Genomic DNA, 23,408 nt, shown 5'->3' with positions numbered 1-23,408 from the left:
GTTGGCAGGGCATTGATTTTTCATCTCAAGCACGTGATCTCAAGACAACAGCTTAACCGTCCTGCTAACTGCCTATTATTATTTTAGCGCTGAGTGAGCCTAGTAGGCACCTGATTAAGATGCTGCTTCTTAGCGCTGTTAAGGCCTATCAACCGCCGGCCAATTTTACATTGTAATTTTTTTGCTCTAAAAAAAGTTTAACAATCTCTCGTTGGTCGCCCTGAATTTCTATCACGAAATCTTTAACACAACCTCCGGTTCCGGTGCGTTTCTTGATCTCTTTGGCAAGGGCTTTTAATGCTTTTTCATCCAATTCTAACCCTTTTATTAGCGTTACCCCTTTTCCCTTACGTCCTTTAGTTTCACGATGAATGCGAATAATGCCGTCACCTTTAGCCGCTTTTTTTTCAATTTTTGGCTTATCAATCTTGCCACCGTCGGTCGAATAAACAAGATTAAGGTCGCTGAAGTCCATATGAATTCCTATTCTCTGCATTGTGTGGGCCTAAGTTTACCAGAGTCTTTTTTAAATACTGTAAATAAAGATGATCTGGAACATTAAACGGAGCAAGTCTTTGTATTAACATTAAATCTAAATGATAATAATTAGCATTAAGATTTGAAAGGGGTTGCAAATGGTTTTATCGGATCTGAAAGCAGGGCAAACGGCTAATATCGTCAGCATGCATGATATGGAGCCAGTGATGCGTAAAAAGCTACTTAATTTAGGCTTTTTACCGAAAGCAAAAATTCAATTATTACGTTTAGCGCCAATGGGTGATCCTCTCGCTATTCGTTGCGCAAACAACAATATTGCCCTGCGCAAAATGTTAGCCAGTCAAATTAAGGTGGAGTTGTCCCTATGACATTAACCGTCGCCACTATTGGTAACCCCAACTCAGGAAAAACGTCATTATTTAATGCATTAACCGGCGCCAATCAGCATGTTGGCAATTGGAGCGGTGTAACGGTTGAAAAAAAAATGGGTTATTTTAATATAGATGCCAATTGTGACGTTCAGATAATTGATTTACCAGGTATTTATAGCCTTGATTACGATCCGGACGGGAGCTCGCTTGATGAGCGAGTTGCCTTTGATTATATTATGAAAAATAGCCCGGATTTGCTGCTTAATGTGATTGATGCCAGTAATTTGGAGCGCAGCTTATACCTTACCCTGCAACTTAAAGAGCTCGGTTTACCGGTCGTTGCAGTGCTCAATAAGATGGATATCGCAGAGAATAAAAAATTGGTGATCGATGAGAAATGCATCGAAAAAATGTTAGGCTGCCCGATTATTAGTTTATCTGCCCATGATAAAAATGCAGTGCAGCAACTTAAAGGCAAACTGCAAGATTTTAATCGCCAAATCTCAACTACCCCTCTTAAGCTGGATTACGGTGAAACTCTGGAGGTAATGATTGACCAGGCAAGCGTTTTGTTAGCGACGGTTGAGCACCAACTCGAAAATCGCGCATTAGCAATCAAACTGTTAGAAAATGACCAAAGTCTCATACAACTGTTTTCGGCAGAGCAAAACCAATTGCTTACCAACGCTAAGTTGGCTGCCACTATTGATATCGATTTACAGGTAGCCGATACACGCTACGGTTTTATTTACCAGTTATCACAACAAGCCATTCGTTTACAGGGGCATTTAGGAAGAAGCATCACGGAAAAGATAGATGCGCTTACCTTAAACAGATTTACCGGCATTCCTTTCTTTTTATTGGTTATGTACCTGATGTTTATGTTTTCAATTAATATCGGCAGTGCCTTTATTGATTTTTTTGATATTACTGCAGGTGCTATTTTTGTTGATGGCAGTGCGCAGTTATTAGCCGCTATATCAGCACCCGAATGGTTAATTAATATATTAGCCTATGGCGTCGGTAACGGTATACAAACCGTGATGACCTTTATCCCTGTTATAGGCTGTTTATACCTGTTTTTAACCGTATTAGAAAGTTCAGGCTATCTCGCTCGTGCGGCATTTGTGATAGATAAAGGCATGCAGTATTTAGGGCTGCCCGGAAAATCATTTGTGCCTATGATCGTGGGTTTTGGTTGCACTGTGCCGGCGGTGATGGCAACGCGAACGCTTGAAAAAGAACGCGAACGTTTGTTAACGGTGATAATGTCTCCGTTTATGTCATGCGGGGCACGTTTACCTGTGTATGCGCTGTTTGCCAGTGCTTTCTTTCCTGAATCAGGACAGAATATTGTTTTTTTACTGTACCTGATCGGTATTTTAGTTGCTGTTATAACCGGTTATATTTTAAGCCATACAATCTTACCGGGTAAAAGTGAAAATCTATTCTTAGAATTACCCGATTATGAACTGCCGACACTCAAAAACACCTTGATTAAAACATGGCATAAAATGAAAGGTTTTGTATTGGGGGCCGGAAAAACTATCGTCCTGGTGGTAACACTCTTAAATGTTATCAACTCCGTCGGTTCAGACGGCAGTTTTGGCCACCAGAACAGTGATCAATCATTACTGAGCAAAGGTGCTAAAATTATTACGCCGGTACTCTCTCCGCTCGGTATTACGCAGGATAATTGGCCGGCAACCTTAGGTATTGTTACCGGAATCTTTGCCAAAGAAGCAGTAGTCGGAACCCTAAATAATCTCTATTCAACTCAGTCTGCTGAATACGAGGAAAAATTAACCCTGCTTGAAAAATTCAATACAGCGCTGCAAACGATCCCTGAAAACTTATTCGGTATCAATGTTGGTGATCCGCTGGGAATCGGTGTGGGCGACATGACCGATTTAGCGCAAGCTGCCGAAGAGCAGGGGGTTGATCTTACTATTTATAGCAATATTCGAAAGGCTTTTGTCAGCAAAGAGGCGGCTTTTGCATACCTGCTGTTTATATTGTTGTATGCACCCTGCGCGGCGGCGATGGGAGCTATAGTGCGCGAGGTGGGCGTTACCTGGGCGCGTTTTATTGCGCTGTGGTCAACAACCGCCGCTTATATTGTTTCCGTTTGTTATTACCAATTGATGACCTTCACACAACACCCGTTAACAAGCTTAATGTATTTAATGCTATCGGCAACGGTTATTTTAGCCGTGCTTTATGGCCTTAACCGCAGCGGTAATGTATTAGCGGAAGTGCAGTTAAAGGCGGTTTATTAATGATCTTATCAGCCATTTTAGACTATGTGAAAAAGACAGGGCGCGTTGAAGAAAAACAGTTGCTTAAACACTTCCACTTAAGAGCCGAAGGGTTATCGCCTATGATGACGGTTTTATTAAAGCGCGGTAAAATTCAGAAAACGATTAATAACAGGGGAGAAAAGCTTCACCCTGAAATTTATTACAGTTGCTTAAAAAAACAACAAATACCAATATTGACAGTTGTTTAAATAGGAAATCATATCTTTCATGGGCTAATGTATTTTTATTTGTTATTTTCGCCCTAGCCAAATGCGTCTAACCTTTGTACAATCCTTTTCCTAATTTTGATTATACCGGGAGTGTTAACTTTTCAACGCTGAAAAGTGAACACTCCCGGCAGTATTAAGTAATTTATTGTTGTTAACGAGGCTTTCATGAATATAAAAAAAGTAAACCTACTGGATTTGAACCGCGAAGGTTTACGTGCGTTTTTTGTCGAATTGGGCGAAAAACCCTTTCGTGCAGAGCAAGTGATGAAATGGATTTATCATTACGGTTGTGAAGATTTTGATCTGATGAGTAATGTTAATAAAAAACTGCGCCAAAAATTAAAAGAATGCGCAGAAATTGTTGCACCAGAGATTAAAGTCGAACAACGCAGTAATGATGGCACGATAAAATGGGCAATGACGGTGGGTGATCAAGAAGTTGAAACTGTCTATATTCCAGAAAAAGATCGTGCGACTTTGTGCATTTCTTCGCAGGTAGGTTGTGTATTAGCTTGTAATTTCTGCTCTACTGCTCAGCAGGGATTCAACCGTAATTTAAGCGTTAGCGAAATTATTGGTCAAGTTTGGCGTGCGGCTAAAATTGTCGGTGTAACAGGGGAAAGCGGTAAGCGGCCCATTACTAATGTGGTCATGATGGGCATGGGAGAGCCGTTACTTAATCTTAATAATCTGATCCCGGCCATGGAGTTGATGTTAGATGATTTTGGTTATGCACTTTCAAAACGCCGTGTCACCGTATCAACGTCGGGCGTTGTTCCTGCGCTTGATATTTTAGGCGATCGCATTGATGTTTCTTTGGCCATTTCATTGCATGCTGCAAACGATACATTGCGCTCTCAAATGATGCCCATTAACGATAAGTACAATATTGCTGATTTCTTAGCGGGTGTGAAACGTTATATCGCAAAATCAAAGGCTAACCGTGGTAAAGTGTATATAGAGTATTTACTGCTGGACCATTTTAATGATTCGACTGATCAAGCTCATGAGTTGGCAATTTTACTTAAAGATACACCTTGTAAGATAAACCTGATTCCTTTTAACCCCTTCCCGGGTAATGATTATCAAAAACCAAGCAACAGCCGAGTGGATCGCTTTAATAAAGTGTTAATGGAATATGGTTATACCGTTACCGTTCGTAAAACGCGCGGTGATGATATTGATGCTGCTTGCGGGCAACTTGTCGGAGATGTGATTGATCGGACTAAACGCACCATGAAAAAACGCCTGCAGGGTGAAAATATCGCCATTAGCGCGGGTTAATTTTATTACCAAGGGCAGGCTATTCTTTGCACATTATGCTTAGTTTACTTGTCCGAGCTTCCCGCTGAATTTGTACCTTGAAGTCGAGTAGCGATACAAGTAGAATTAATAGCTTGAACAGCTGCTTGACGTTCCGTTAGGGCAATAACAGGAATGAGAGAGCCAGTATTTTCCGTCACAATATGATTACTGCTTTGAGAATATTTGGATCTCTAAAATTAATGCATTATTTCTTTGATGTATTAGATTAGTTAACGCCATTTTAAGGAATATATGCGTCAAACTTTTGTTTCTATTTTGCTCCTGCTGGTTTTGTCGGCCTGTACTTCCAGTGCAACGACGACTACTACAAAAAACTCTGGTGCGGGTCAAAAAAGAACATTGGATCCAAAGGGTGCATCCGAAATACGTGTGAAACTTGCCCTGGTTTATTTAGAAAATAAGCAGATGCAGCAAGCGAAAGAAAATCTTGACAAAGCATTAGCATACCAGCCGAAAGATGCCACTGTTTACCGTGTTTTTGCTTATTATTATCAAGCAGTCAAGGAAAATGAAAAAGCTGAACAGATGTATAAAAAGTCCCTGTCCCTAGATCCCCAAAATTCGGATACTTACAATAATTATGGTACATTTCTGTGTCAGCAAAAACGTTACGAAGAAGCAGAAAATGCATTTTTAACCGCACTTGAACAGCTCAGTTATAGCAATGTTGCTGATACCTATGAGAATGCGGGATTATGTGCCGAAGAGATAAACCATTTAGACAAAGCATTATTTTATTACCAATATTCACTTGCACATAATCCGAATAAATTATATTTGAATCTGGCACTGGCAAAGATAAATATCACTCAAAAAAATTATAAAGAAGCACAGTTAAATCTATTCAATTACCAAAAACAAAGTGCATATTCTGCGGAGAGTTTATGGCAATGGATTCGCTTAAGCTATGCTACCGGAAAACATGCAGGTCTGAATAAATATGCCGGAATATTATTAGAAACATTTCCACAATCCCATCAAGCACTAGACTATTTAAATCATGGATACTATGAATAACGACACAGATCAAATTATGACCCCACTGGGTCTCGCATTGCATAATGCCAGATTAAAAGCTTCACTATCAGTCGAACAGGTTGCTAATCTTTTGAATTTAAACGAAAGTGTGGTGAGAGAGCTGGAAGGTGATGTCTCTGTTTTGATTGAAAGTGGACAATATGCACCTATCTATCTGCGTGGATACCTTGCTAACTATGCAAAATTAGTCGCTTTAAAATCCTTAGATGAATTTGTTGAATATCAACAACTTTCCAAACCCCAGGAGCCGGACTCTCGTATTCGAGCGACGGCCAGTATGGCGCCCACCGGCAAAAAAAGATTAATACCTCTGTGGCTTTTAGTTGTTTTACTGTTAATCGCAATACTTGCCGCAGTGCTTGCTAAGCAGTCAGGTTTCTTTATCGCGGGAGAGCCAGCGGCTAAGGTCAGCGCAGAAAACAGCCAATTTGTCGCGCCAGATCCCGCGCTTAAAGTAACAACAGAAAGTAGTCAATTTGTCGCGCCAGATCCCGCGCTTAAAGTAACAACAGAAAGCAGTCAATTTGTCGCACAAGACTCAGCGCTTAAAGTCACAACAGAAAGCAGTGAATTTGTCGCGGGTGAGTCAGTGACAGACGTAACAGCAGATAGCAGTGAAAATAAATCTTTCACTATCAATAACGACAGCTTGCCTGCATTAAAAGAGACAACTGCAGTCGCAGCGGTTGATGAATCGATCAGCGAGACAGTCATTGACAACACAGCCTTCCAAACCAGCAGTGAAAATAAAATAAATACAAAGGATAAAAGTGTCGCAGTTGAAAATAATGAGCCGCTTGAGTCGCCACAAACGGCTCTTGCCGAGTCTCTTTATTTAACTTTTTCAGCCGATTGCTGGACTGAAATAGTGGATGCAACGGGTAAACGTTTAGCTTTTAATCTTTATAAAAAGGATGATGTTTTGTCAATCGAGGGGATCGCGCCATTTAAAGTGAAATTAGGTGCGCCAGACGCCGTTGCAGTCAAATATCAAGGAAAAATAATCGCTCGTGATTTTACCGCGGGACAAACGATGCAGTTTTCTATTCCAGAATAAAACCTGGTTGGAACGGCAAAAATCTGCACAGTCAATCTTATCCTTAAACCAGCTAACGACGCAGCAGTGGAGGTTTTCTTTAAAAACGAAGACAGCCTCTTAGCGTGGTTTGAGGGAAAATATTATTATAGAATGAACTGTTTTTTTGAAACAGTGGTCTATCAGCAAAGAGTAAAAGTATTATGAGCCATCCTTCTTCAATTGTACGTCGTGTATCAAAGCAGATCATGGTGGGTAATGTGCCTGTTGGCGGAAATGCGCCAATTACAGTGCAATCTATGACCAATACTTTGACCACGGACGTTGCCGCCACCGTTGCACAAATCAAACGCTTAGAAGCGGTTGGTGCAGATATGGTACGCGTTTCAGTGCCGACTATGAATGCAGCGGAGGCTTTTCGAGAAATTAAAGCCTTAAGTAATATCCCCCTGATAGCCGACATCCACTTTGATTATCGTATCGCCCTGAAAGTCGCTGAATATGGCGTTGATTGTCTGCGTATTAACCCGGGTAATATTGGTAATGAACGGCGTATCCGCAGTGTTGTTGATTGTGCACGTGATTATAATATTCCTATTCGAATAGGGGTAAACGGCGGCTCACTGGAAGCTGATATTCAGGAAAAATACGGGGAGCCAACGGCACAAGCACTGGTTGATTCTGCGTTACGCCATGTGGATATTTTAGACCGGCTTAATTTTGATCAATTTAAAGTGAGTGTGAAAGCATCGGATGCACAGCTGGCGGTTGAATCATATCAACTGCTTGCAAAACAGATAAACCAGCCTCTGCATTTAGGGATCACCGAAGCGGGAGGACTGCGCAGTGGCTCGGTTAAATCAGCGGTTGGCTTAGGCATGTTACTTTCTCAGGGTATAGGCGATACCCTGCGAGTCTCTCTGGCTGCTGATCCTGTTGAGGAAATTAAAGTGGGTTTTGATATTCTAAAATCATTACGTATCCGCAGCCGAGGCATTAACTTTATTGCCTGTCCAACTTGTTCGCGTCAAGAATTTGATGTTATTGCGACGGTCAATGCCTTAGAAGAACGTCTTGAAGATATCATTATGCCAATGGATGTCTCTATTATTGGTTGTGTCGTTAATGGGCCGGGAGAAGCATTAATTTCTGATTTGGGCATTACCGGCGGTAAAAACAAAAGTGGTTTTTACGAGGATGGAAAGCGTCAGCGCGATCGTTTTGATAATAATGACGTGATTGATCAGCTTGAAGCAAAAATTCGCGCGCGCGCCAGCCGTATGGATCAGAACAACATTATCCTAAAAGTTTAAATCATTCTTCTCTAACTCGGCCTGTTATTTTTAAACAATAACGGGCTTTTTTATAAGTTACTCAATAAGATATTAAAAATTGTCTGAGAAACCCAGCTGCATGGTTTCATCTAATTTGAAAAGTCCCTATAATGACTCACTCTTTTATTCTCAACTGTATGTGGAAATCATTGTGGCAAAAAAGATTCAAGCAATTCGTGGCATGAACGATACCCTTCCTGAACAAACACCCGTTTGGCAAAAACTAGAGTCATTATTCAGACAAGTAGTGAGCAGTTACGGTTACTCTGAAATACGTATGCCAATTGTTGAAAATACCACTCTTTTTAAACGTTCAATCGGTGAAGTAACCGATATTGTTGAAAAAGAGATGTATACTTTTGCCGATCGTAACGGCGATAGCTTAACATTACGTCCTGAGGGAACCGCATCCTGCGTGCGTGCCGGAAACGAGCATGGTTTATTATATAATCAGGAGCGCCGTTTATGGTACACCGGCCCAATGTTCAGACATGAACGACCGCAAAAAGGACGCTACCGTCAATTTCATCAATTTGGTGTGGAAACCTTCGGTATAGGCAGTGCAGACATTGATGCCGAAGTGATTTTACTGTCAGCGCGTTTATGGCGAGCGCTGGGAATAGACGAGCATGTTGAATTGCAGTTGAACTCTTTAGGGTCTAACGAAGCGCGCGCTTTATACAAAGAAGCATTAGTTGCGTATTTGTCGATTCATGTTGAACAGCTGGATGAGGATAGCAAGCGCCGTATGGTCAGTAATCCATTACGTGTTCTGGACAGTAAAAATCCTGACATTCAAGCGTTATTAGTCGATGCACCTAAACTATCTGCCTATCTTGATGACGAATCTGTCGAACACTTTGCCCAACTGCAAAAATATCTTGATGCAGCGGGTATTAAATATGTTATTAATGAGCGTTTAGTACGTGGCTTAGATTATTATAACCGCACTGTTTTTGAGTGGGTGACCACTAGCCTTGGATCACAAGGTACCATCTGTGCGGGTGGTCGTTATGATGGATTAGTTGAACAACTCGGCGGTAAAGCAACGCCTGCGGTAGGCTTTGCAATGGGTCTGGAAAGAATTATCCTGATGCTGGAAACACTGGCATTAAATGACGATGTTAAAAAAGATGTTGATATATACAGCATAGTCGTTGGAGACGGTGCTGATATCGCCGGTTTTAAAATGGCAGAACTGATTCGAACTGAATTGCCGCAGCTTAAAATGATGCACCATTGCGGTGCTGGTAACTTTAAAAAACAGATGAAGCGCGCTGATAAAAGCGGTGCACGTTTGGCGCTGATCATTGCTGAAAGTGAGTTAGAGAGTGGTTGTGTCACAATTAAAGACTTGCAGGGTAAGCATGAGCAACAAAGTGTTGCAATGAATGAGTTAATTAAGGTATTACCTAGCTATTTTTAATTAATATCCCCAATTACTCGAAATGCTGAATCTGCATCTTCAAGTAGTTTGGGGATTAAATTATATTTAAATCTATAATAAGGAATAACAAGTGGTTGATATTATTGAAGGTTACGAAACAGAAGAACAGCAGGTTATTGCCATTAAAAGCTGGTGGAAAGAAAACGGCAATACATTAATGATTGCTGCCGTTATCGGTCTGGCCGGGCTTTGGGGCTGGCGTTTTTATAACGAGTCGGTGATCACTGGCCAAGAAGAGGCTTCGCAGGCTTATTCGGACATGTTAGTTAAGTTTGAAAGCCAAGGCAGTGAAGCAGGCCTTGACAATCTCAGAGCTTTTATCGCTGACAACCAAAATAATAACTACGGTGTATTAGCTGCTTTACTGCTTGCCAAAGAAGCAGTAAAGCAAAAAGATTTCGCGCTCGCTAAAGCGCAATTTGTACAACTTCAATCACAAAATGAATATGCACCACTCAATGCCGTTATCAATTTACGTTTAGCCCGCGTTGAAGGCCAACTAGGTGAATATGAACAGGCGTTAAAAACCCTGACATTAATTACTGAAGCCAGTTTTTTAGCGAAAGCAAATCAAGTTAAAGGCAGCATATATTTAAAAATGGGTGATACTGAAAAAGCACGTAGCGCATTTCAGAATGCAGTTAATGCCAGTGAGGGAAATGTTGGACCTATTCTGCAATTACAATTTGATGATCTTGCCATAGTCAATGATAAAACGATTGCCGCTCCCACGCTTGAAACTGAAAAATAGATTGAGATACCAGATGAAAAAATGGCTTAAAAGTATTGCTGTTATTTCGGGAACCGCTTTTTTATTAACGGGCTGTTCGCTTTTTAATAGTGAAGAAGATGTTGTGGTGATGGCTGAACTGCCTGTTTTTGAAACGTCCTATCAACCGAAGATTGCTTGGCAAAAAAGTGTGGGTAACGGTGTTGATAAATATTATTCACAATTACAACCTGCCGTTGATTCAGACGTTATTTATGCCGCTTCTCGTGAAGGGGAAATAAAAGCTTTTACCTTGGATGAGGGTGAATTACTTTGGTCCAATGATTTTAGTGAGCATGAAAGTAATCAATCAAACCGTTCAGCACGATTTTCCGGTGGTGTCACACTGGCAATAGATACCTTATTTATCGGCACTGAAAATGCGCAAGTTTTAGCGATTGATAAAAACACGGGTGAGTTAAAATGGTTATCTACCGTCAGCGGTGAAGTGCTGGCTAACCCCGCCTATGCAAACGGTAAAGTTGTTGTGCATACCAGCCGCGGTGATCTGATTACTTTGGATAGCCAGACCGGGGAACAACTTTGGTCATTGACCAATAAACAGCCTAATTTAACCTTACGCGGTAGTTCTGCCCCTTCAATCTCTCAAGGCGGCATTATTTACGGTCGAGCAGATGGTTTTGTTTCAGCTGCGTTACTTGAGACCGGTCAAGCATTGTGGCAACTCCCAATCGCCCGTCCGCATGGGGCGACTGAATTAGATCGTATTGTGGATGTCGATATGCAACCGGTCATCTCCAACGGTCAGATTTTTGCACTCGCTTATAACGGAAATTTAGCGGCCATTGATCTTCTCAAGGGTGAGCAGCTCTGGTCAACTAAGTATTCCGGTTTTAATAATATTACCTTATCGGGCAATAGTCTTTATTTAACGGATTATCGCGGCTGGGTATATGCCGTTGACCGCCGCACAGGCGATCAAATTTGGGTAAACAAACAATTGTCTTACCGTAATGTCACCGCCGTCACTGTTGCTAATGAATATCTTGTGGTTGGCGATGGAGAAGGTTACTTACACTGGATCAATCGTGATACCGGTCAGTTTGTTGCGCAACAAAAAATTGATTCTAAAGGGTTATATAAAGAACCGGTTACGACAGCAACACACCTTTATTTACTGTCTCGCAGCGGAGAATTAGTTGCGATTGAAAAACCATCAATAAATGTAGAATAATCTTTTACATTTTTACTGTATACTTACAGCCCCTCGCATTGATTGCGGAGGGGCTTTTTTTGTTAGATAGGATTGAAATATGTTACCAGTTGTCGCTTTAGTCGGCCGCCCAAATGTGGGTAAATCAACTTTGTTTAACCGCTTAACGCGTACGCGTGATGCATTAGTCGCGGATTTTCCAGGTTTAACGCGAGATCGTAAATACGGTCAGGCGAAAATAGATGAACACGAATTTATCGTGATTGATACCGGTGGTATTACCGGCGATGAAGAGGGCATTGATGCTCTAATGGCGGGTCAGTCTTTACTGGCGATTGATGAAGCCGATGCGGTTTTATTTTTAGTTGATGCACGCGCCGGCATGACCATCGCAGATGAAGCGATTGCAGATCACCTGCGTAAACAAGATAAAAAAGTCTTTGTTGTTGCTAACAAAACAGATGGCGTTGATGCTGACTCTGTTTGTGCCGAGTTTTATGCACTTGGGCTTGGCGAGGTTTATCATATCGCGGCTGCACAGGGTAAAGGCGTGCGCCAAATGATTGAAATCGCCTTGGATGGTTTCTTTGATGATGTCGAGCTGGAAGACGATTTTTCTGATCTGGAAACCGGTCTTGAATTTGTTGAAGAAGACGAAGCCGCATTGCTAAAAGAGCAGGAACGCCTGGCGGCTTTACCCATTAAACTGGCTTTAATTGGCCGTCCTAACGTGGGTAAGTCTACGCTTACCAATCGAATTTTAGGCGAAGAACGTGTTCTTGTATACGATATGCCAGGGACTACACGTGATAGTATTTATATTCCTATGAGCCGTGATGATCGGGAATATATTCTGATTGATACTGCCGGTGTGCGCAAGCGTAAAAAAGTAAACGAAACCGTTGAAAAATTTTCTGTCATCAAAACATTAAAAGCGATTGAAGACAGTAATGTTGTTTTATTGATTATTGATGCACGCGATGGTATTTCGGATCAGGATTTAAGTTTGTTAGGTTTTACCCTGAATGCGGGACGTTCACTCGTTATTGCCGTTAATAAATGGGATGGTATGACCGAATACGACAAGGATCGGGTTAAAAGTGAACTGGATCGCCGTTTAGGTTTTATTGATTTTGCAAAGATTCATTTTATCTCTGCTCTGCACGGAACAGGTGTCGGCCATTTATATGAATCGGTTGAAGAAGCCTATGACTCTTCGACAAAACGTATCTCTACCTCAATTTTAACGCGTATTATGACCATGGCAGCAGCTGATCACGAGCCACCTATGGTAGGCAGCCGTCGAGTTAAATTACGTTATGCCCATGCAGGGGGTTACAATCCGCCATTGATTGTTATCCATGGTAATCAAGTTAAAAAATTAGCGGATTCATACAAACGTTATTTGATGAATTACTTCCGCCGTTCACTGGGGATTATGGGTACACCTATTCGTATTGAATTCCGTGAAGGTACGAATCCTTTTGCAGGGCGTCGTAATAAATTAACACCGAATCAGATGTATAAACGTCAACGTCTGATGAAGTTTCATAAGAAAACTAAATATTAATGGCATTAACATGCCCTAAATGTGGCCATGAAATAGAGTCCAACGGCATCCAAAAACAACATTATCATTGTGATGCCTGCAGCAGTGACTTAAAACTTGATCTGCTATGTGGCCAGTGCGGCTTCCAACTTGAACTTTTACAGGCCTGCGGTGCGGCAAATTTATGGTGTGTTAAGTGTAATGAATTAAAAAGTAAATCCTCAGCGATTTACTCGTTAATAGAAGAATAATCGTAAAGCGCCCTTATTTCAGGGTAATAAAAAAGGCTTAATCCTGTGGATTAAGCCTTTTTTTATGCGCTAATTTAGACCGAGTATGATGACGTTATTTGAGCTGAAAAACGCGATTTACTCGTTTTACTCCATCAACTTGACGGGTGATAGCCGTTGCTTGAGCCGCCATTTCTGTGGTGACTTTACCAATTAAAAACACTTCTGAATTTTCAGTTATGACCTTAATTTTAAGGGGATTTACATTATCATTGGCGGTCAGTTTGCCTTTAACTTTTGCAGTGATCCAGCTGTCTTTACTTTGCTGTGCAAAACCAATAGGTTGACCAATTCTTAACTGGTTATAAATGCCTTTTGCATTTTCCAGGGTGTTTAATTCTTCCTCTATCTGCATACTTAATTGTTGGTTTGTCACTTGGCCTATCACCAGCAGATAACCGCTATTACTGACTAAGTTAATGCGAATATTTTCATCATTAATGTCAAGTTCATTAATTTTATATAAGGCATCCATGGACAATGAATCATCACTTAGCTGCTCAGAAATACTGCGTTCATCGCTGCTAACGGTGACCGCCGTCCCTGCTATTACAATTAAACCACCGGCGCAGCCCTGCAGCAGTAACAAAGTACCAAGAAAGACGCTTAGAAATATTTTCTGCATATTAAGCCCTATTGTTGTGGGAAAAGTTGTTGATCAATCAAATCACTCAAGCAGTTAATAACCAGAAGATGAATCTCCTCGATACGTGATCCTTTGTCACTTGGCGCTCTGATTTCTATGTCATCGGAGCCTAACAAACCGGCAAGTTCGCCGCCATCCACGCCATTTAGTATAATAATTTGTAAATTTTTACTCAGCGCAGTTTCTACGGCTTTAATTAAATTACGGCTATTACCGCCATGACTGATAACTAATAACAGATCGCCATCTTGAGACAGTGCCGCAATCTGTTTTGCGTAAATCTCATTAAAATGGCTGTCCGTGGCAATCGCCGATAACAGCGCCGAGTCGGCTGTGATAGCGATAGCCGGAAGAGAAGGGCGTTCTTTTTCATATTTATTAAGCAGATGCGAGGCAAAAATCTGCGCCAAAGCGGCTGCGCCGCCATTACCGCAAACCAGTATTTTATTGCCTCTGATCAGTGTTTTACTCAATAATATGGCCGCTTTTTCAATTAATTCCGGTAGCGCTTCAGCTGCCACTATTGATGTTTGAATACTTTCGGCAAAGTGTGCGTGAATTTTTTCATTTATCATTATGTTATATCATCTTATTCTTGAAAGGCATTTTGGATCCAAGCGGGTGTGGTTGATTTGCTGTCGATGGCAATAGCATCAAAGCGGCAAAAAGGTTCATTCTCTAATGTTCTCAAATAATGCTTAGCAGTGGTAATTATTTTACGCTGTTTACTTTTATTAATAGAAGCAAATGGCCCGCCAAAATCACAGTTTTTTCTATAGCGCACTTCAATAAAAACGACGGTATCTTGATCGATCATGATCAAATCTATTTCACCAAAACGGCAGTAATAATTTTGGCAAATTAACCTTAAGCCTTGCTCTTGTAAATAAGATAAGGCTTGTTTCTCTGCAAGTACCCCTTTTGAGTTACTCGCTTGTAGTAGGCGAGGTAACTTCAATTAATTCTCCCTGATAGTACGTTGCCCAACTCAATGTTGGTTGAACCGTATTGCTTAAATTCAGGCTTAACTGACCGACTAAACCCGGATAGTAATAACCTTCACTGGTTTGTAACTGCATTAATTGTCCAATCAGTTGGTAGCTATCAAAACCCAAGGCGAACAAGCGTAACGCTGCGTAGGATTGTCTTGGCAACACATTATCAAGCGTGGTTATTATTTCACCCTGTTGATCGATAAGAAAGGGCATATCTGAAAATGTAAAATTTGATAACTCTTTATTTTGCAGACCACCACGGTCAAATTGATGAGAACGAGAACTGGCATAGAGTGGTATCTTGTCAGCAAAAGGGCTGACGGTGACGTCGATAAAGGGTTTAAGTAAGATCAGTTCATCACGTTTACTGACCAGGTAAATCGCATCAATATCGGTACGGCTGCGTACTGCTGTTTCAAGCGGAAGAAGGGTCAGATTTTCTATCTGATTAATACGGGTTTGACTTTGATTTGTATGTAAAACGCGCTCAATAAAAGAATCTAATTTAGACTTGGAAGTGAAAAAATGTTGTTCAATTTCCCGGTTATAGCGTGTTTGCCATTCATTTTTAAATGCCGCGGCAACACGTTTTCCGTATTCAGAATCAGGCGCAATAATAAGCGGATTTTGGTGTTTGTTTGCGCTTATAAATTGAACCGCTTGTTTGGCTTCATGTTCGGGGGAAAGTGAAAATGAATAATGCCAAGGCTTTACCGCCGTGACTGTTTCAGGCGTACTATTAATAGTACTGTCCAGACTGCTTTCCGGAAAACCGTTTAGGGCTAAAACCGGCATTTTTTCAACCAAAGGTAAAAACGTTTCAATCTCATTTTTTAATAATGGACCAATAACAAAATCGATCTTATTTTGTGCAAACTGAGCGGTGATCTCTTCCACCGTCTGCGCATGGCTATCATAAAAATGCAGTGTCGGTGAGTGCATTTCATTAATAGTAAGCGCGTCGTTGCTTGTCGATTTATTCAACTGCTGCTGACGATAAAATGCATCTAATATCCCTAACTGAATTGATTTACCCTGTGCCTGAAAACGTCCCGACATTGGCAGTAAAACGGCAATATTTTCAGGCTGAAAAGGTTCAATTTCTTGAATGTTAATCAGTTTTGTCGGCATAAATAACAGTACCGGGTGCTGTGGATAGCTTTTTTTCCAATCACTGATGGCTTGTTTTAAAAGGTTAATGCGTAACTGGTAACGCTGATAAATACTCGCAAGGGCATACCAGCCTTTTTTAAATAAGTCATTTTCAACACTGTATATTTTACCGGCGTCGACCTTTTCATATTGATTAAGGGTCTTTGCTGGTAATAGGGATAACTGAGTTAATAAAATATCATTGTATTTTTGTTTACGTTTATCACTTTGTAATAAAGGGGTGAAGGCTAATAACAGATTTGATGCCGCTAAATGATTCTCGCGCTTTATATAAAGATCCGCCTGCAGTGATAAAGAGGTAATAGAGGCAAGTTGTGATAACTGTCCAGGATCAATTGCACTTAAGGCCTTTTGTGATTCGTCGAATTGATTTTTGGAAAATAAATTCTGCGCGATTAATAAATCCAGTGATGTTTTATTCTGACTCAAAAGTGTCTTGCTTTGCAGATGGTCAATAATAGAATCAGCAAGGACAACTTTGCCCTCCTCAATAAGCGCTTGAACGGCTAAAAGCTGCCAATCAACATTATTTGAATCTGGCGTTAATTGATCCTTTTGCAGATAGTATGCCGAGCTGTTCGCTAATTCGGAAAAGAGTTCTGGTGGACTATCCTTTGGGGATGAAGGACTCGTACTGCACGCCGTTAAAAATGTCATTGTTAAGATCATTAACAAGTATGAAAAGCGTTGTGCTGAGGTTAAAACATTCAAAATATCATCCCTTTTTAGCTCGCAAGTATTCGATGTAGGTATCAAGATGGCTATAGTGTAATATTGCCGCATCAGTTAAACAATCTTATTCACTTTATCAAGGCGATTATATGTTCGAAAAGAGCCAAATTTCATCTCAACTACCTGCCAAACTTTATATAGTGGCTACCCCCATTGGAAATATCAGTGATATTACCTATCGGGCAATAGAAACATTACAACAAGTCGATTTGATTGCAGCTGAAGATACACGTCATAGCGGAAAATTATTAAGTCATTATCACATTAAAAAACCGATGTTTCCGTTACATGACCATAATGAGCGTCAACGCGGACAAGTGCTGATAGAAAAAATTAAAGCCGGGCAGTCAATCGCATTAATATCCGATGCGGGCACGCCATTAATAAGTGATCCGGGTTATCACCTGGTTAACGAATGCCGCGCAGCAGGGGTTGATATTGTGCCTATTCCCGGTGCCTGTGCCGCAATAACCGCATTAAGTGCGGCGGGAATGCCCTCGGATCGATTTTCTTTTGAAGGTTTTTTACCTGCCAAGGGAAAAAGTAAACAGGATAAATTAAAAGCATTAATTGAAGAAACCCGGACCATGATTTTTTATGAGTCACCGCGCCGTGTGCAGGATACCGTTGAGCAGATTATCAGTATCTTTGGTGGTGATCGTAAATTGGTTATTGCACGGGAATTAACTAAAATCTTTGAATCCTTTTATGCACTGACTGCAGAGGAGATGTTAGTTTGGTTGAATGAGGATACTAACCATTGCCGTGGTGAATTTGTGTTAATGGTGGCAGGCACTAAAAAAGATGATGATGCCATTCCGCAGGTCGCGCTGAATACGCTGACTTTATTAAAGGAGCAGCTGCCGCTTAAAAAAGCAGCTGCTTTAACGGCGCAAATTCACGATCAGAAAAAAAATGAGCTCTATAAGTGGGGATTAGAAAACTTATAAGCCGCTAACAACGATTTGCCTTGTCATTGGCGTTCATTATCCCGTATAATCTGCCGCGGAGTTGGCCAGATCGTCGCCGCTTTTATTGCTTGCAATAAAAGGGGAGGAAAGTCCGGGCTTCAACAGGGCAGGGTGCCAGGTAACGCCTGGGTAGCGCGAGCTAACGACAAGTGCAGCAGAGAGGAAACCGCCTATGTGTTTATGTAAATAAATGCAGGTAAGGGTGAAAGGGTGCGGTAAGAGCGCACCGGCCATCTAGTAATAGTTTGGTGCAAGGTAAACTCCACCCGAAGCAAGACCAAATAGGCTTCCTGAGGTATGGCCCATACTGGAAGCGGGTAGGTTGCTTGAGCCTGTGAGTGATTGCAGGCCTAGACGAATGACGATTCAACGACAAAACCCGGCTTATAGGCCAACTCCAACCATTTAAAACCCCGTTACAAGCAATTGTAACGGGGTTTTTTCATTTCTAAGATACAAACTTTGCCTGAGAGTGATCGTCTCGTTCCCACGATCTGCGTGGTAATGTTGATGCTGCATTGGTTATTTGTAAGCTTTCGCTTGTAGGCGTTTGGTTTAACTTTCTTTGTTGGTGGTTTCGCCCTTGACGGCGAGAATTTCTCATTCCCCTACACTGCATGACAATGTTGATGCCGTATTGGTTTATTGTAAGCTTTCGCTTGAGGCGTTTGGTTTAACTTTCATTGTTGGTATTCCGCCCTTGACAGCGTGTAGATGATGAGAAACCGAAACGCAGTTTCGCAGTTCGAGGGAGTCATGCTCTTTCAACAGCAAAAGAAAAGTAACCAAAAGAATGCCGTTCCGAGACGTTTTTTATTCTTGTCTGCTCAATAACTTCTTAACGCACCGGCTCGGACAGCACATCCATGTGCAGAGCCGAGCCTAATGAAATCAACAAGGGCACGCAGAGCTTAGCCCGCTCATAATCCTGAACTGGCGTTCAATTCGCTCCATGATTTCCTTTGCTAAAGTGATTTCTCAAACAAGAAAAACGTACGGAAATTTCCGTAGCCGCATTGGTTTGGTACTTTAGAAGTGAAAGCTTTGGATGTCCCATTTTTTGTTTGCACTGCCCAACCGCTTTTTAACGCACCAGCTCGGACAGCACATCCATGTGCAGAGCCGAACTTAATGAAATCAACAAGGGCACGCAGAGCTTAGCCCGCTCATAATCCTGAACTGGCGTTCAATTCGCTCCATGATTTCCGTTGCTAAAGCGTTTGTTCATTGCAAGAAAAATGGAAGGGGAATCTCGTAGCCGCATTGGTTGGATTATTAGCAAAAAATTATGGGTGTCCAATTTATCTGTTTCATTCCCTTACTCTGCGCGGCAATGTTGATGGCGTATTGAGTTATTGTAAGCTTTCGCTTGTAGGCGTTTGGTTTAACTTTTATTGTTGGTATTCCGCCCTTGACAGCGTGTAGATGATGAGAAACCGAAACGCAGTTTCGCAGTTCGAGGGAGTCATGCTCTTTCAACAGCAAAAGAAAACAGGACACGCAGAGCTAAGCCCGCTCGTGACATTATGCTGTTGCATAACTCGCCCAAAAGAATGCCGTTCCGAGACGTTTTTTTATCTTAATAAATAAATCCCTTTTTAACGCACCGGCTTGGACAGCACATCCATGTGCAGAGCCAAGCCAAGTGGAAACTTCCTGTTTCCACTTGCTAAAGGAATTAATTGATCAAGAAAAACGTTCGGAAATTGCCTAGCCGCATTGGTTTGGTAATTTAGAAGTGAAAACCTTTGGCTGTCCTATCTTTTTTTAACGTAATGATTTAAAAGAATATAAGGTATGGGTGTCCAGCCTTTTTTTTAAAAATTGTAACGAACAATCCACAACAACAGTTGTATAACAAATAGCTAACACCAATCGCATAAAGTACAATTACTTCTCCAACAATTTAACTAAGTAAGCTCATATATGAATTCATATCGATATTTACATAAAAGAATACTTATAACTTCAAAAGCTCGTTATGAAGGAAGCAAAAGACTTATGCAACATAGTTGGTTTTCTCAATGGACATTAGCATTTTTGGCTGTAGGGCAAATAGTTTTTGCTCTACTCTCGGCCTTTAAATTAGTAGACCCGAGTATTCCAGAAAGCCAATTAGACATGGCTTCTCTATTTTTTGCTGTTGTAGTGTTAACCTACTCGTTACTACTAGGTATGGGTGACTTTTCTGCTCGTTCATCAAATATTCACCAATGTGGTTTGCAACTTGCAAAACTTGCGAGAAAAATTAATTATAAAGTTATTCAATGTTATGAATCTAGTGAATATGAACATTCAAAATTTGTAGGTGAGTATTACGGAAATTTGAATCGTCATGAGAACCATATTCCTCAAGACTATTTGATCGCTAGTTATGATTATAAAAAAGAATACGATGAATTACCCTCGTTTCCAAAAATAATTTTTAATTATAAACTAAAAATATTTACCTATCGTATTTTTAGTTTTGCACATTACTTTTTATCAATTTTTTCAATATTAGCTTGGGGATATTACATTACAGATTTCAGTAACAGTGTACCCATAAGCTGACTTTTATTTATCAACCAGTAATTTTTAATTTACGACAGACCATGCAATCAATAGGTCACAGTGGGCAGTAACCACATTGCGGCCACCTATAAATTATTTAAACTACTTTATGACTACCTGCTGACCTTCATTTTGTTACTGCTAGGTAAAAAAGGAAATAATCGTGAATAGACAAACACACAAATTAAAAATTGATACTGAACACTTCGCCGATGTTGTGGCTGGTAAAAAACGTTCTGAAGTCAGGTATAACGATCGCAGCTATAAAAGTAATGACTTATTAATATTGCAAGAATTCGATGGGGATAAATTAACAGGGAATGAACAGCGTGTGGTAATTACACATGTTTTAAAAGGGGGTCAACATGGGATCGCCAATGAGTATGTTGTTCTTAGTATTAGAGAAGATACTGAATATGTTTAATAATACGGCCTTGACCTAGAATCATATATCACAAGATACAAGGCTTATTGTTATTAAAGAGTTCGTTCTTAATTTAAATATCGGTACGATTGAGGAGCAACTATACCATCTCCGAGCTCTGACAGGCAAAGAGGCTTTGAGTACTTAGTTACGTTACCTATTCGAATAGCAACGGCCGCTTCTTTCCCCTCATAATATTCATCAAAAAACTTACGTGTTATCCCTGAGAAATCTTTTGTTAAATCCCAAATTGTATCTGGCTTTTCGTGTAATATTTCTTCAATAGTAAATTCAGCAACTACTTTACCTATAGGCATCGTTGCATAAATAATTACTTTTTTAATTCCCTCTCTCTTAAATACACTTTTTCTGAACTCAAACTTTTTAGTTCCATCGAGAATTTTTTCAACAAACTCAGGTTTAATCGATAATAATACTTTCATTTACTTTACCTAATAGAGCTATCTGATAAACGGCTGATTACTAAGGCTAAATGCCATAAATCGACATTTATTGACCATATAGTGAAATTAATAGGCCTCTGGCTACTCTTTTTGTGGATGCCGCATTATAAATAAATTTTAAAATATGTGTATATTTATTCACGATATATTTACGAAGAACACTGTTTAAAAAAACATGACCTAGTTCAATCGGTATTGTCTTCCATCATTTTTCTTATTAACATTATGAAGTCTTCGTTAACAGTCCCAGTGACTTGCTGATAAAGAGGAGTATTTATACATTCAGATACTGTTTTGGCATGGCTAATCTCATTAACTTGAAGCTCATCAAACAATTCTTCGTTATGCTCTAAACTATCACGATCTGCAATTCTATTTAATATTTTCTTAACATCATCTTGAATTACAAGAATAGCTTTTGGGTTTAATGAATAAAACACATCTAATGGTATTTTTTGTGTTTTATTTTCATTGTCGAATAAGCAGAAATGACCATCCAACAATATTGTAGTTTCTTTGACATGTCTTTCAATGGCAGTAATTAAAACGTCTTGATTACCCTCAATATCTGAAACCTTTTTATTGGCTTTCACAAGCTCTGATTTCATCAACTTTATTAGTTCACTAGCAGAATAGTGCTTAATTCCCAGTTTACTGGAAACATCTTTGCAAAAATATGATTTACCGACACCATGAATGCCGCCAACAAAAAAAATGTTTTTATTCATCTACATTTCCTATTTTGGTTGAAAAAAAAGAGTTTTGGATAGAGGTAATAGCCAACAGACTTATTCCGTTGGCTGACCATAATTTCCGATAGTCACCTTGTTTTAAGACCTACTTCAGATAATTCATCTTAATTTATATCGATACGCAGGCTGGATTGATAATAAGACAATCATTAACTTCTCCACGCTCTACGATTCTAAAGAAATCAGCATCATTAAGTTGGAAAAAGCCCCAATATCGAGAACCATTCATACCTAATTCATCTAACATATACGCTCGATTTACGCGTTTTTTAAAGGCACAGTTATAGGTGAATTTAATGATAGTTGGGTATTTTCTTCTTTGGTAAAAGCCAACTAGCTCATGATCTGAAAAAATACTATAAGATCGAGCGTACTGTATGAACTCATCTAGAGTAGCAAAACTATTAATATCACGAATTTCATCCACAACACAAAGAGATGTTGCTACAGCGCGATGATACGCAGGACCTTGCCCATCGCCAGTTCTATAAATTAATAGAGTATCACCGGCTCTAAGATTCTCCACACCACTCATTGCTGTTAAATATATTTTTTGAATGCTATTTGTATGAGAGACATCAGTAACAGTCGCAGTAGAATCTTCATTATTTAGAATTGAATCTGGTAATAACCGACTATGCCACATAGGTTGCAAGGCAAGTAAAAATTTTCTACTGTTTGCATTAATAAATGGATAGTCTTTATTCACATCAAATACTAATCCCTCCATTTTTTTTACTAAGACAAGCTCAGTATCCTGACCAGTTTGCTTATTTGCGACATGTTGAAAACCATAACGCTTGAATAGGTTAGCCAGAGCTTCGTGGGCTGGAAAGATGGTTACATATATTTCTTCGGACCTCAGATACAATGCATGATCAATTGCTTTTTTTATAAAGCGTTCACCCATTCTGGTGCCATGAGGGTTTATCTTTAATGTACCTATTTTTAATCTATTCTTAGGAGGAAGAGGAGGGATCACATCCATCATCGCTTCAGGTTCTTCTTTTAAGTATAAGAAACCATCGATCATTCCATTCTCATTGATAAATACATAAGCAGAATCATCTGCTTTTCTATGGAACCAATCAGAAAACTCTGCATAATCAGCCTTTAATGAATCAAAAAATGGATCCGCTAAATTAACTTGCTTAAACTGTATATATTGTAAATTCATTTAATTCTCCGAAAAATATGGAATATGCTTAGCGTATTAATACAATACTTCTGTGGCTAGTTAATAACTATAAAAAGAAAAAGGCTGGACACGCATTCCTTATATTCTTTTAAATCATTACGTTAAAATAAATATCATACTCTAATCAATTAAATATTA

The 23,408-nt window shown here is 40.0% G+C and carries 23 protein-coding genes and 1 other RNA gene; 16 read left to right on the top strand and 8 right to left on the bottom strand.

What is annotated here, in order from left to right; genetic code table 11:
* Positions 1–148 precede the first annotated feature (148 nt).
* Positions 149–475 carry a stress response translation initiation inhibitor YciH gene (gene yciH / locus CXF72_RS09335; protein WP_101038697.1) on the bottom strand — a complete coding sequence of 109 codons (327 nt, stop codon included), beginning with the start codon at positions 473–475 and terminating at the stop codon, positions 149–151.
* A 160-nt stretch (positions 476–635) separates the two neighbouring features.
* On the opposite strand from yciH, the gene CXF72_RS09330 reads away from it, so the two are divergent.
* The 12 genes from CXF72_RS09330 to CXF72_RS09275 all read left to right on the top strand — a co-directional run bounded on the left by CXF72_RS09330 (position 636) and on the right by CXF72_RS09275 (position 13,323).
* Positions 636–866 carry a FeoA family protein gene (locus CXF72_RS09330; RefSeq protein ID WP_101038696.1) on the top strand — a complete coding sequence of 77 codons (231 nt, stop codon included), beginning with the start codon at positions 636–638 and terminating at the stop codon, positions 864–866.
* A complete protein-coding gene (gene feoB, locus CXF72_RS09325; RefSeq protein ID WP_101038695.1) occupies positions 863–3,148 on the top strand; it encodes a Fe(2+) transporter permease subunit FeoB in 2,286 nt (761 codons plus the stop codon). The genes CXF72_RS09330 and feoB overlap by 4 nt, the downstream gene beginning before the upstream one ends.
* Positions 3,148–3,378, top strand: coding sequence for a FeoC-like transcriptional regulator (locus CXF72_RS09320; protein WP_101038694.1), 231 nt, complete (start codon positions 3,148–3,150; stop codon positions 3,376–3,378). Before feoB ends, CXF72_RS09320 begins: the two co-directional genes overlap by 1 nt.
* A gap of 186 nt (positions 3,379–3,564) precedes the next feature.
* On the top strand, positions 3,565–4,683 hold the full coding sequence (locus CXF72_RS09315; protein WP_011769564.1) for a bifunctional tRNA (adenosine(37)-C2)-methyltransferase TrmG/ribosomal RNA large subunit methyltransferase RlmN: 1,119 nt from the start codon (positions 3,565–3,567) through the stop codon (positions 4,681–4,683).
* Between the two features lie 273 nt (positions 4,684–4,956).
* On the top strand, positions 4,957–5,742 hold the full coding sequence (pilW, locus tag CXF72_RS09310) for a type IV pilus biogenesis/stability protein PilW (RefSeq protein WP_101038693.1): 786 nt from the start codon (positions 4,957–4,959) through the stop codon (positions 5,740–5,742).
* Positions 5,735–6,820 (top strand): RodZ domain-containing protein, encoded by a 1,086-nt coding sequence (locus tag CXF72_RS09305; protein ID WP_198552549.1) that lies wholly within the window; start codon positions 5,735–5,737, stop codon positions 6,818–6,820. The genes pilW and CXF72_RS09305 overlap by 8 nt, the downstream gene beginning before the upstream one ends.
* A gap of 182 nt (positions 6,821–7,002) precedes the next feature.
* Positions 7,003–8,112: a flavodoxin-dependent (E)-4-hydroxy-3-methylbut-2-enyl-diphosphate synthase gene (gene ispG, locus CXF72_RS09300; protein ID WP_101038691.1), complete on the top strand. Its 1,110-nt coding sequence runs from the start codon at positions 7,003–7,005 to the stop codon at positions 8,110–8,112.
* A 172-nt stretch (positions 8,113–8,284) separates the two neighbouring features.
* Positions 8,285–9,559 (top strand): histidine--tRNA ligase, encoded by a 1,275-nt coding sequence (gene hisS / locus CXF72_RS09295; protein WP_101038700.1) that lies wholly within the window; start codon positions 8,285–8,287, stop codon positions 9,557–9,559.
* Positions 9,560–9,650: 91 nt separating this feature from the next.
* Complete coding sequence (locus tag CXF72_RS09290; RefSeq protein WP_101038690.1) at positions 9,651–10,331, top strand: tetratricopeptide repeat protein; 681 nt, start codon at positions 9,651–9,653, stop codon at positions 10,329–10,331.
* 13 nt (positions 10,332–10,344) lie between these two features.
* Positions 10,345–11,544: an outer membrane protein assembly factor BamB gene (gene bamB, locus CXF72_RS09285; RefSeq protein WP_101038689.1), complete on the top strand. Its 1,200-nt coding sequence runs from the start codon at positions 10,345–10,347 to the stop codon at positions 11,542–11,544.
* Positions 11,545–11,623: 79 nt separating this feature from the next.
* Positions 11,624–13,093 carry a ribosome biogenesis GTPase Der gene (gene der / locus CXF72_RS09280; RefSeq protein ID WP_101038688.1) on the top strand — a complete coding sequence of 490 codons (1,470 nt, stop codon included), beginning with the start codon at positions 11,624–11,626 and terminating at the stop codon, positions 13,091–13,093.
* The gene (locus tag CXF72_RS09275; RefSeq protein WP_101038687.1) at positions 13,093–13,323 is read left to right on the top strand and encodes a zinc ribbon domain-containing protein; all 231 of its coding nucleotides are present in this window, start codon (positions 13,093–13,095) and stop codon (positions 13,321–13,323) included. Before der ends, CXF72_RS09275 begins: the two co-directional genes overlap by 1 nt.
* 94 nt (positions 13,324–13,417) lie before the next feature.
* Here the strand turns inward: CXF72_RS09275 and CXF72_RS09270 are convergent, their stop codons facing one another.
* The 4 genes from CXF72_RS09270 to CXF72_RS09255 are packed head-to-tail and all read right to left on the bottom strand — an operon-like array spanning position 13,418 to position 16,887.
* Entirely contained in the window at positions 13,418–13,987 is a 570-nt protein-coding gene (locus CXF72_RS09270) for a BON domain-containing protein (protein WP_101038686.1), read from the bottom strand.
* Positions 13,988–13,995: 8 nt separating this feature from the next.
* On the bottom strand, positions 13,996–14,580 hold the full coding sequence (locus CXF72_RS09265; RefSeq protein WP_198552550.1) for a D-sedoheptulose-7-phosphate isomerase: 585 nt from the start codon (positions 14,578–14,580) through the stop codon (positions 13,996–13,998).
* A gap of 17 nt (positions 14,581–14,597) precedes the next feature.
* Positions 14,598–14,966 (bottom strand): YraN family protein, encoded by a 369-nt coding sequence (locus tag CXF72_RS09260; RefSeq protein ID WP_101038684.1) that lies wholly within the window; start codon positions 14,964–14,966, stop codon positions 14,598–14,600.
* Positions 14,935–16,887: a penicillin-binding protein activator gene (locus CXF72_RS09255; RefSeq protein ID WP_101038683.1), complete on the bottom strand. Its 1,953-nt coding sequence runs from the start codon at positions 16,885–16,887 to the stop codon at positions 14,935–14,937. The genes CXF72_RS09260 and CXF72_RS09255 overlap by 32 nt, the downstream gene beginning before the upstream one ends.
* Positions 16,888–16,997: 110 nt before the next feature.
* Between CXF72_RS09255 and rsmI the strand changes: the two genes are divergently transcribed.
* The 4 genes from rsmI to CXF72_RS09235 all read left to right on the top strand — a co-directional run bounded on the left by rsmI (position 16,998) and on the right by CXF72_RS09235 (position 20,856).
* Positions 16,998–17,858 carry a 16S rRNA (cytidine(1402)-2'-O)-methyltransferase gene (gene rsmI, locus CXF72_RS09250; RefSeq protein ID WP_101038682.1) on the top strand — a complete coding sequence of 287 codons (861 nt, stop codon included), beginning with the start codon at positions 16,998–17,000 and terminating at the stop codon, positions 17,856–17,858.
* Between the two features lie 57 nt (positions 17,859–17,915).
* Positions 17,916–18,282, top strand: an RNA gene (rnpB, locus tag CXF72_RS09245) — RNase P RNA component class A.
* Positions 18,283–19,805: 1,523 nt separating this feature from the next.
* Positions 19,806–20,432 carry an SLATT domain-containing protein gene (locus CXF72_RS09240; RefSeq protein WP_157823226.1) on the top strand — a complete coding sequence of 209 codons (627 nt, stop codon included), beginning with the start codon at positions 19,806–19,808 and terminating at the stop codon, positions 20,430–20,432.
* Positions 20,433–20,595: 163 nt separating this feature from the next.
* Entirely contained in the window at positions 20,596–20,856 is a 261-nt protein-coding gene (locus CXF72_RS09235; protein ID WP_101038680.1) for a DUF3850 domain-containing protein, read from the top strand.
* A 68-nt stretch (positions 20,857–20,924) separates the two neighbouring features.
* Here the strand turns inward: CXF72_RS09235 and CXF72_RS09230 are convergent, their stop codons facing one another.
* From CXF72_RS09230 to CXF72_RS09220, 3 genes are all read right to left on the bottom strand, one after another.
* Positions 20,925–21,299, bottom strand: coding sequence for an ASCH domain-containing protein (locus tag CXF72_RS09230; RefSeq protein ID WP_101038679.1), 375 nt, complete (start codon positions 21,297–21,299; stop codon positions 20,925–20,927).
* A 206-nt stretch (positions 21,300–21,505) separates the two neighbouring features.
* On the bottom strand, positions 21,506–22,048 hold the full coding sequence (locus CXF72_RS09225; RefSeq protein ID WP_101038678.1) for an ATP-binding protein: 543 nt from the start codon (positions 22,046–22,048) through the stop codon (positions 21,506–21,508).
* 133 nt (positions 22,049–22,181) lie between these two features.
* Entirely contained in the window at positions 22,182–23,249 is a 1,068-nt protein-coding gene (locus CXF72_RS09220) for an N-acetyltransferase (protein WP_101038677.1), read from the bottom strand.
* Positions 23,250–23,408: the final 159 nt, after the last annotated feature.

The sequence above is a fragment of the Psychromonas sp. MB-3u-54 genome (genome assembly GCF_002836415.1).
Taxonomy (GTDB): domain Bacteria; phylum Pseudomonadota; class Gammaproteobacteria; order Enterobacterales; family Psychromonadaceae; genus Psychromonas.
Note: the sequence above shows the minus strand (reverse complement) of the source record. Positions and strands in the feature narration are given on the sequence as shown.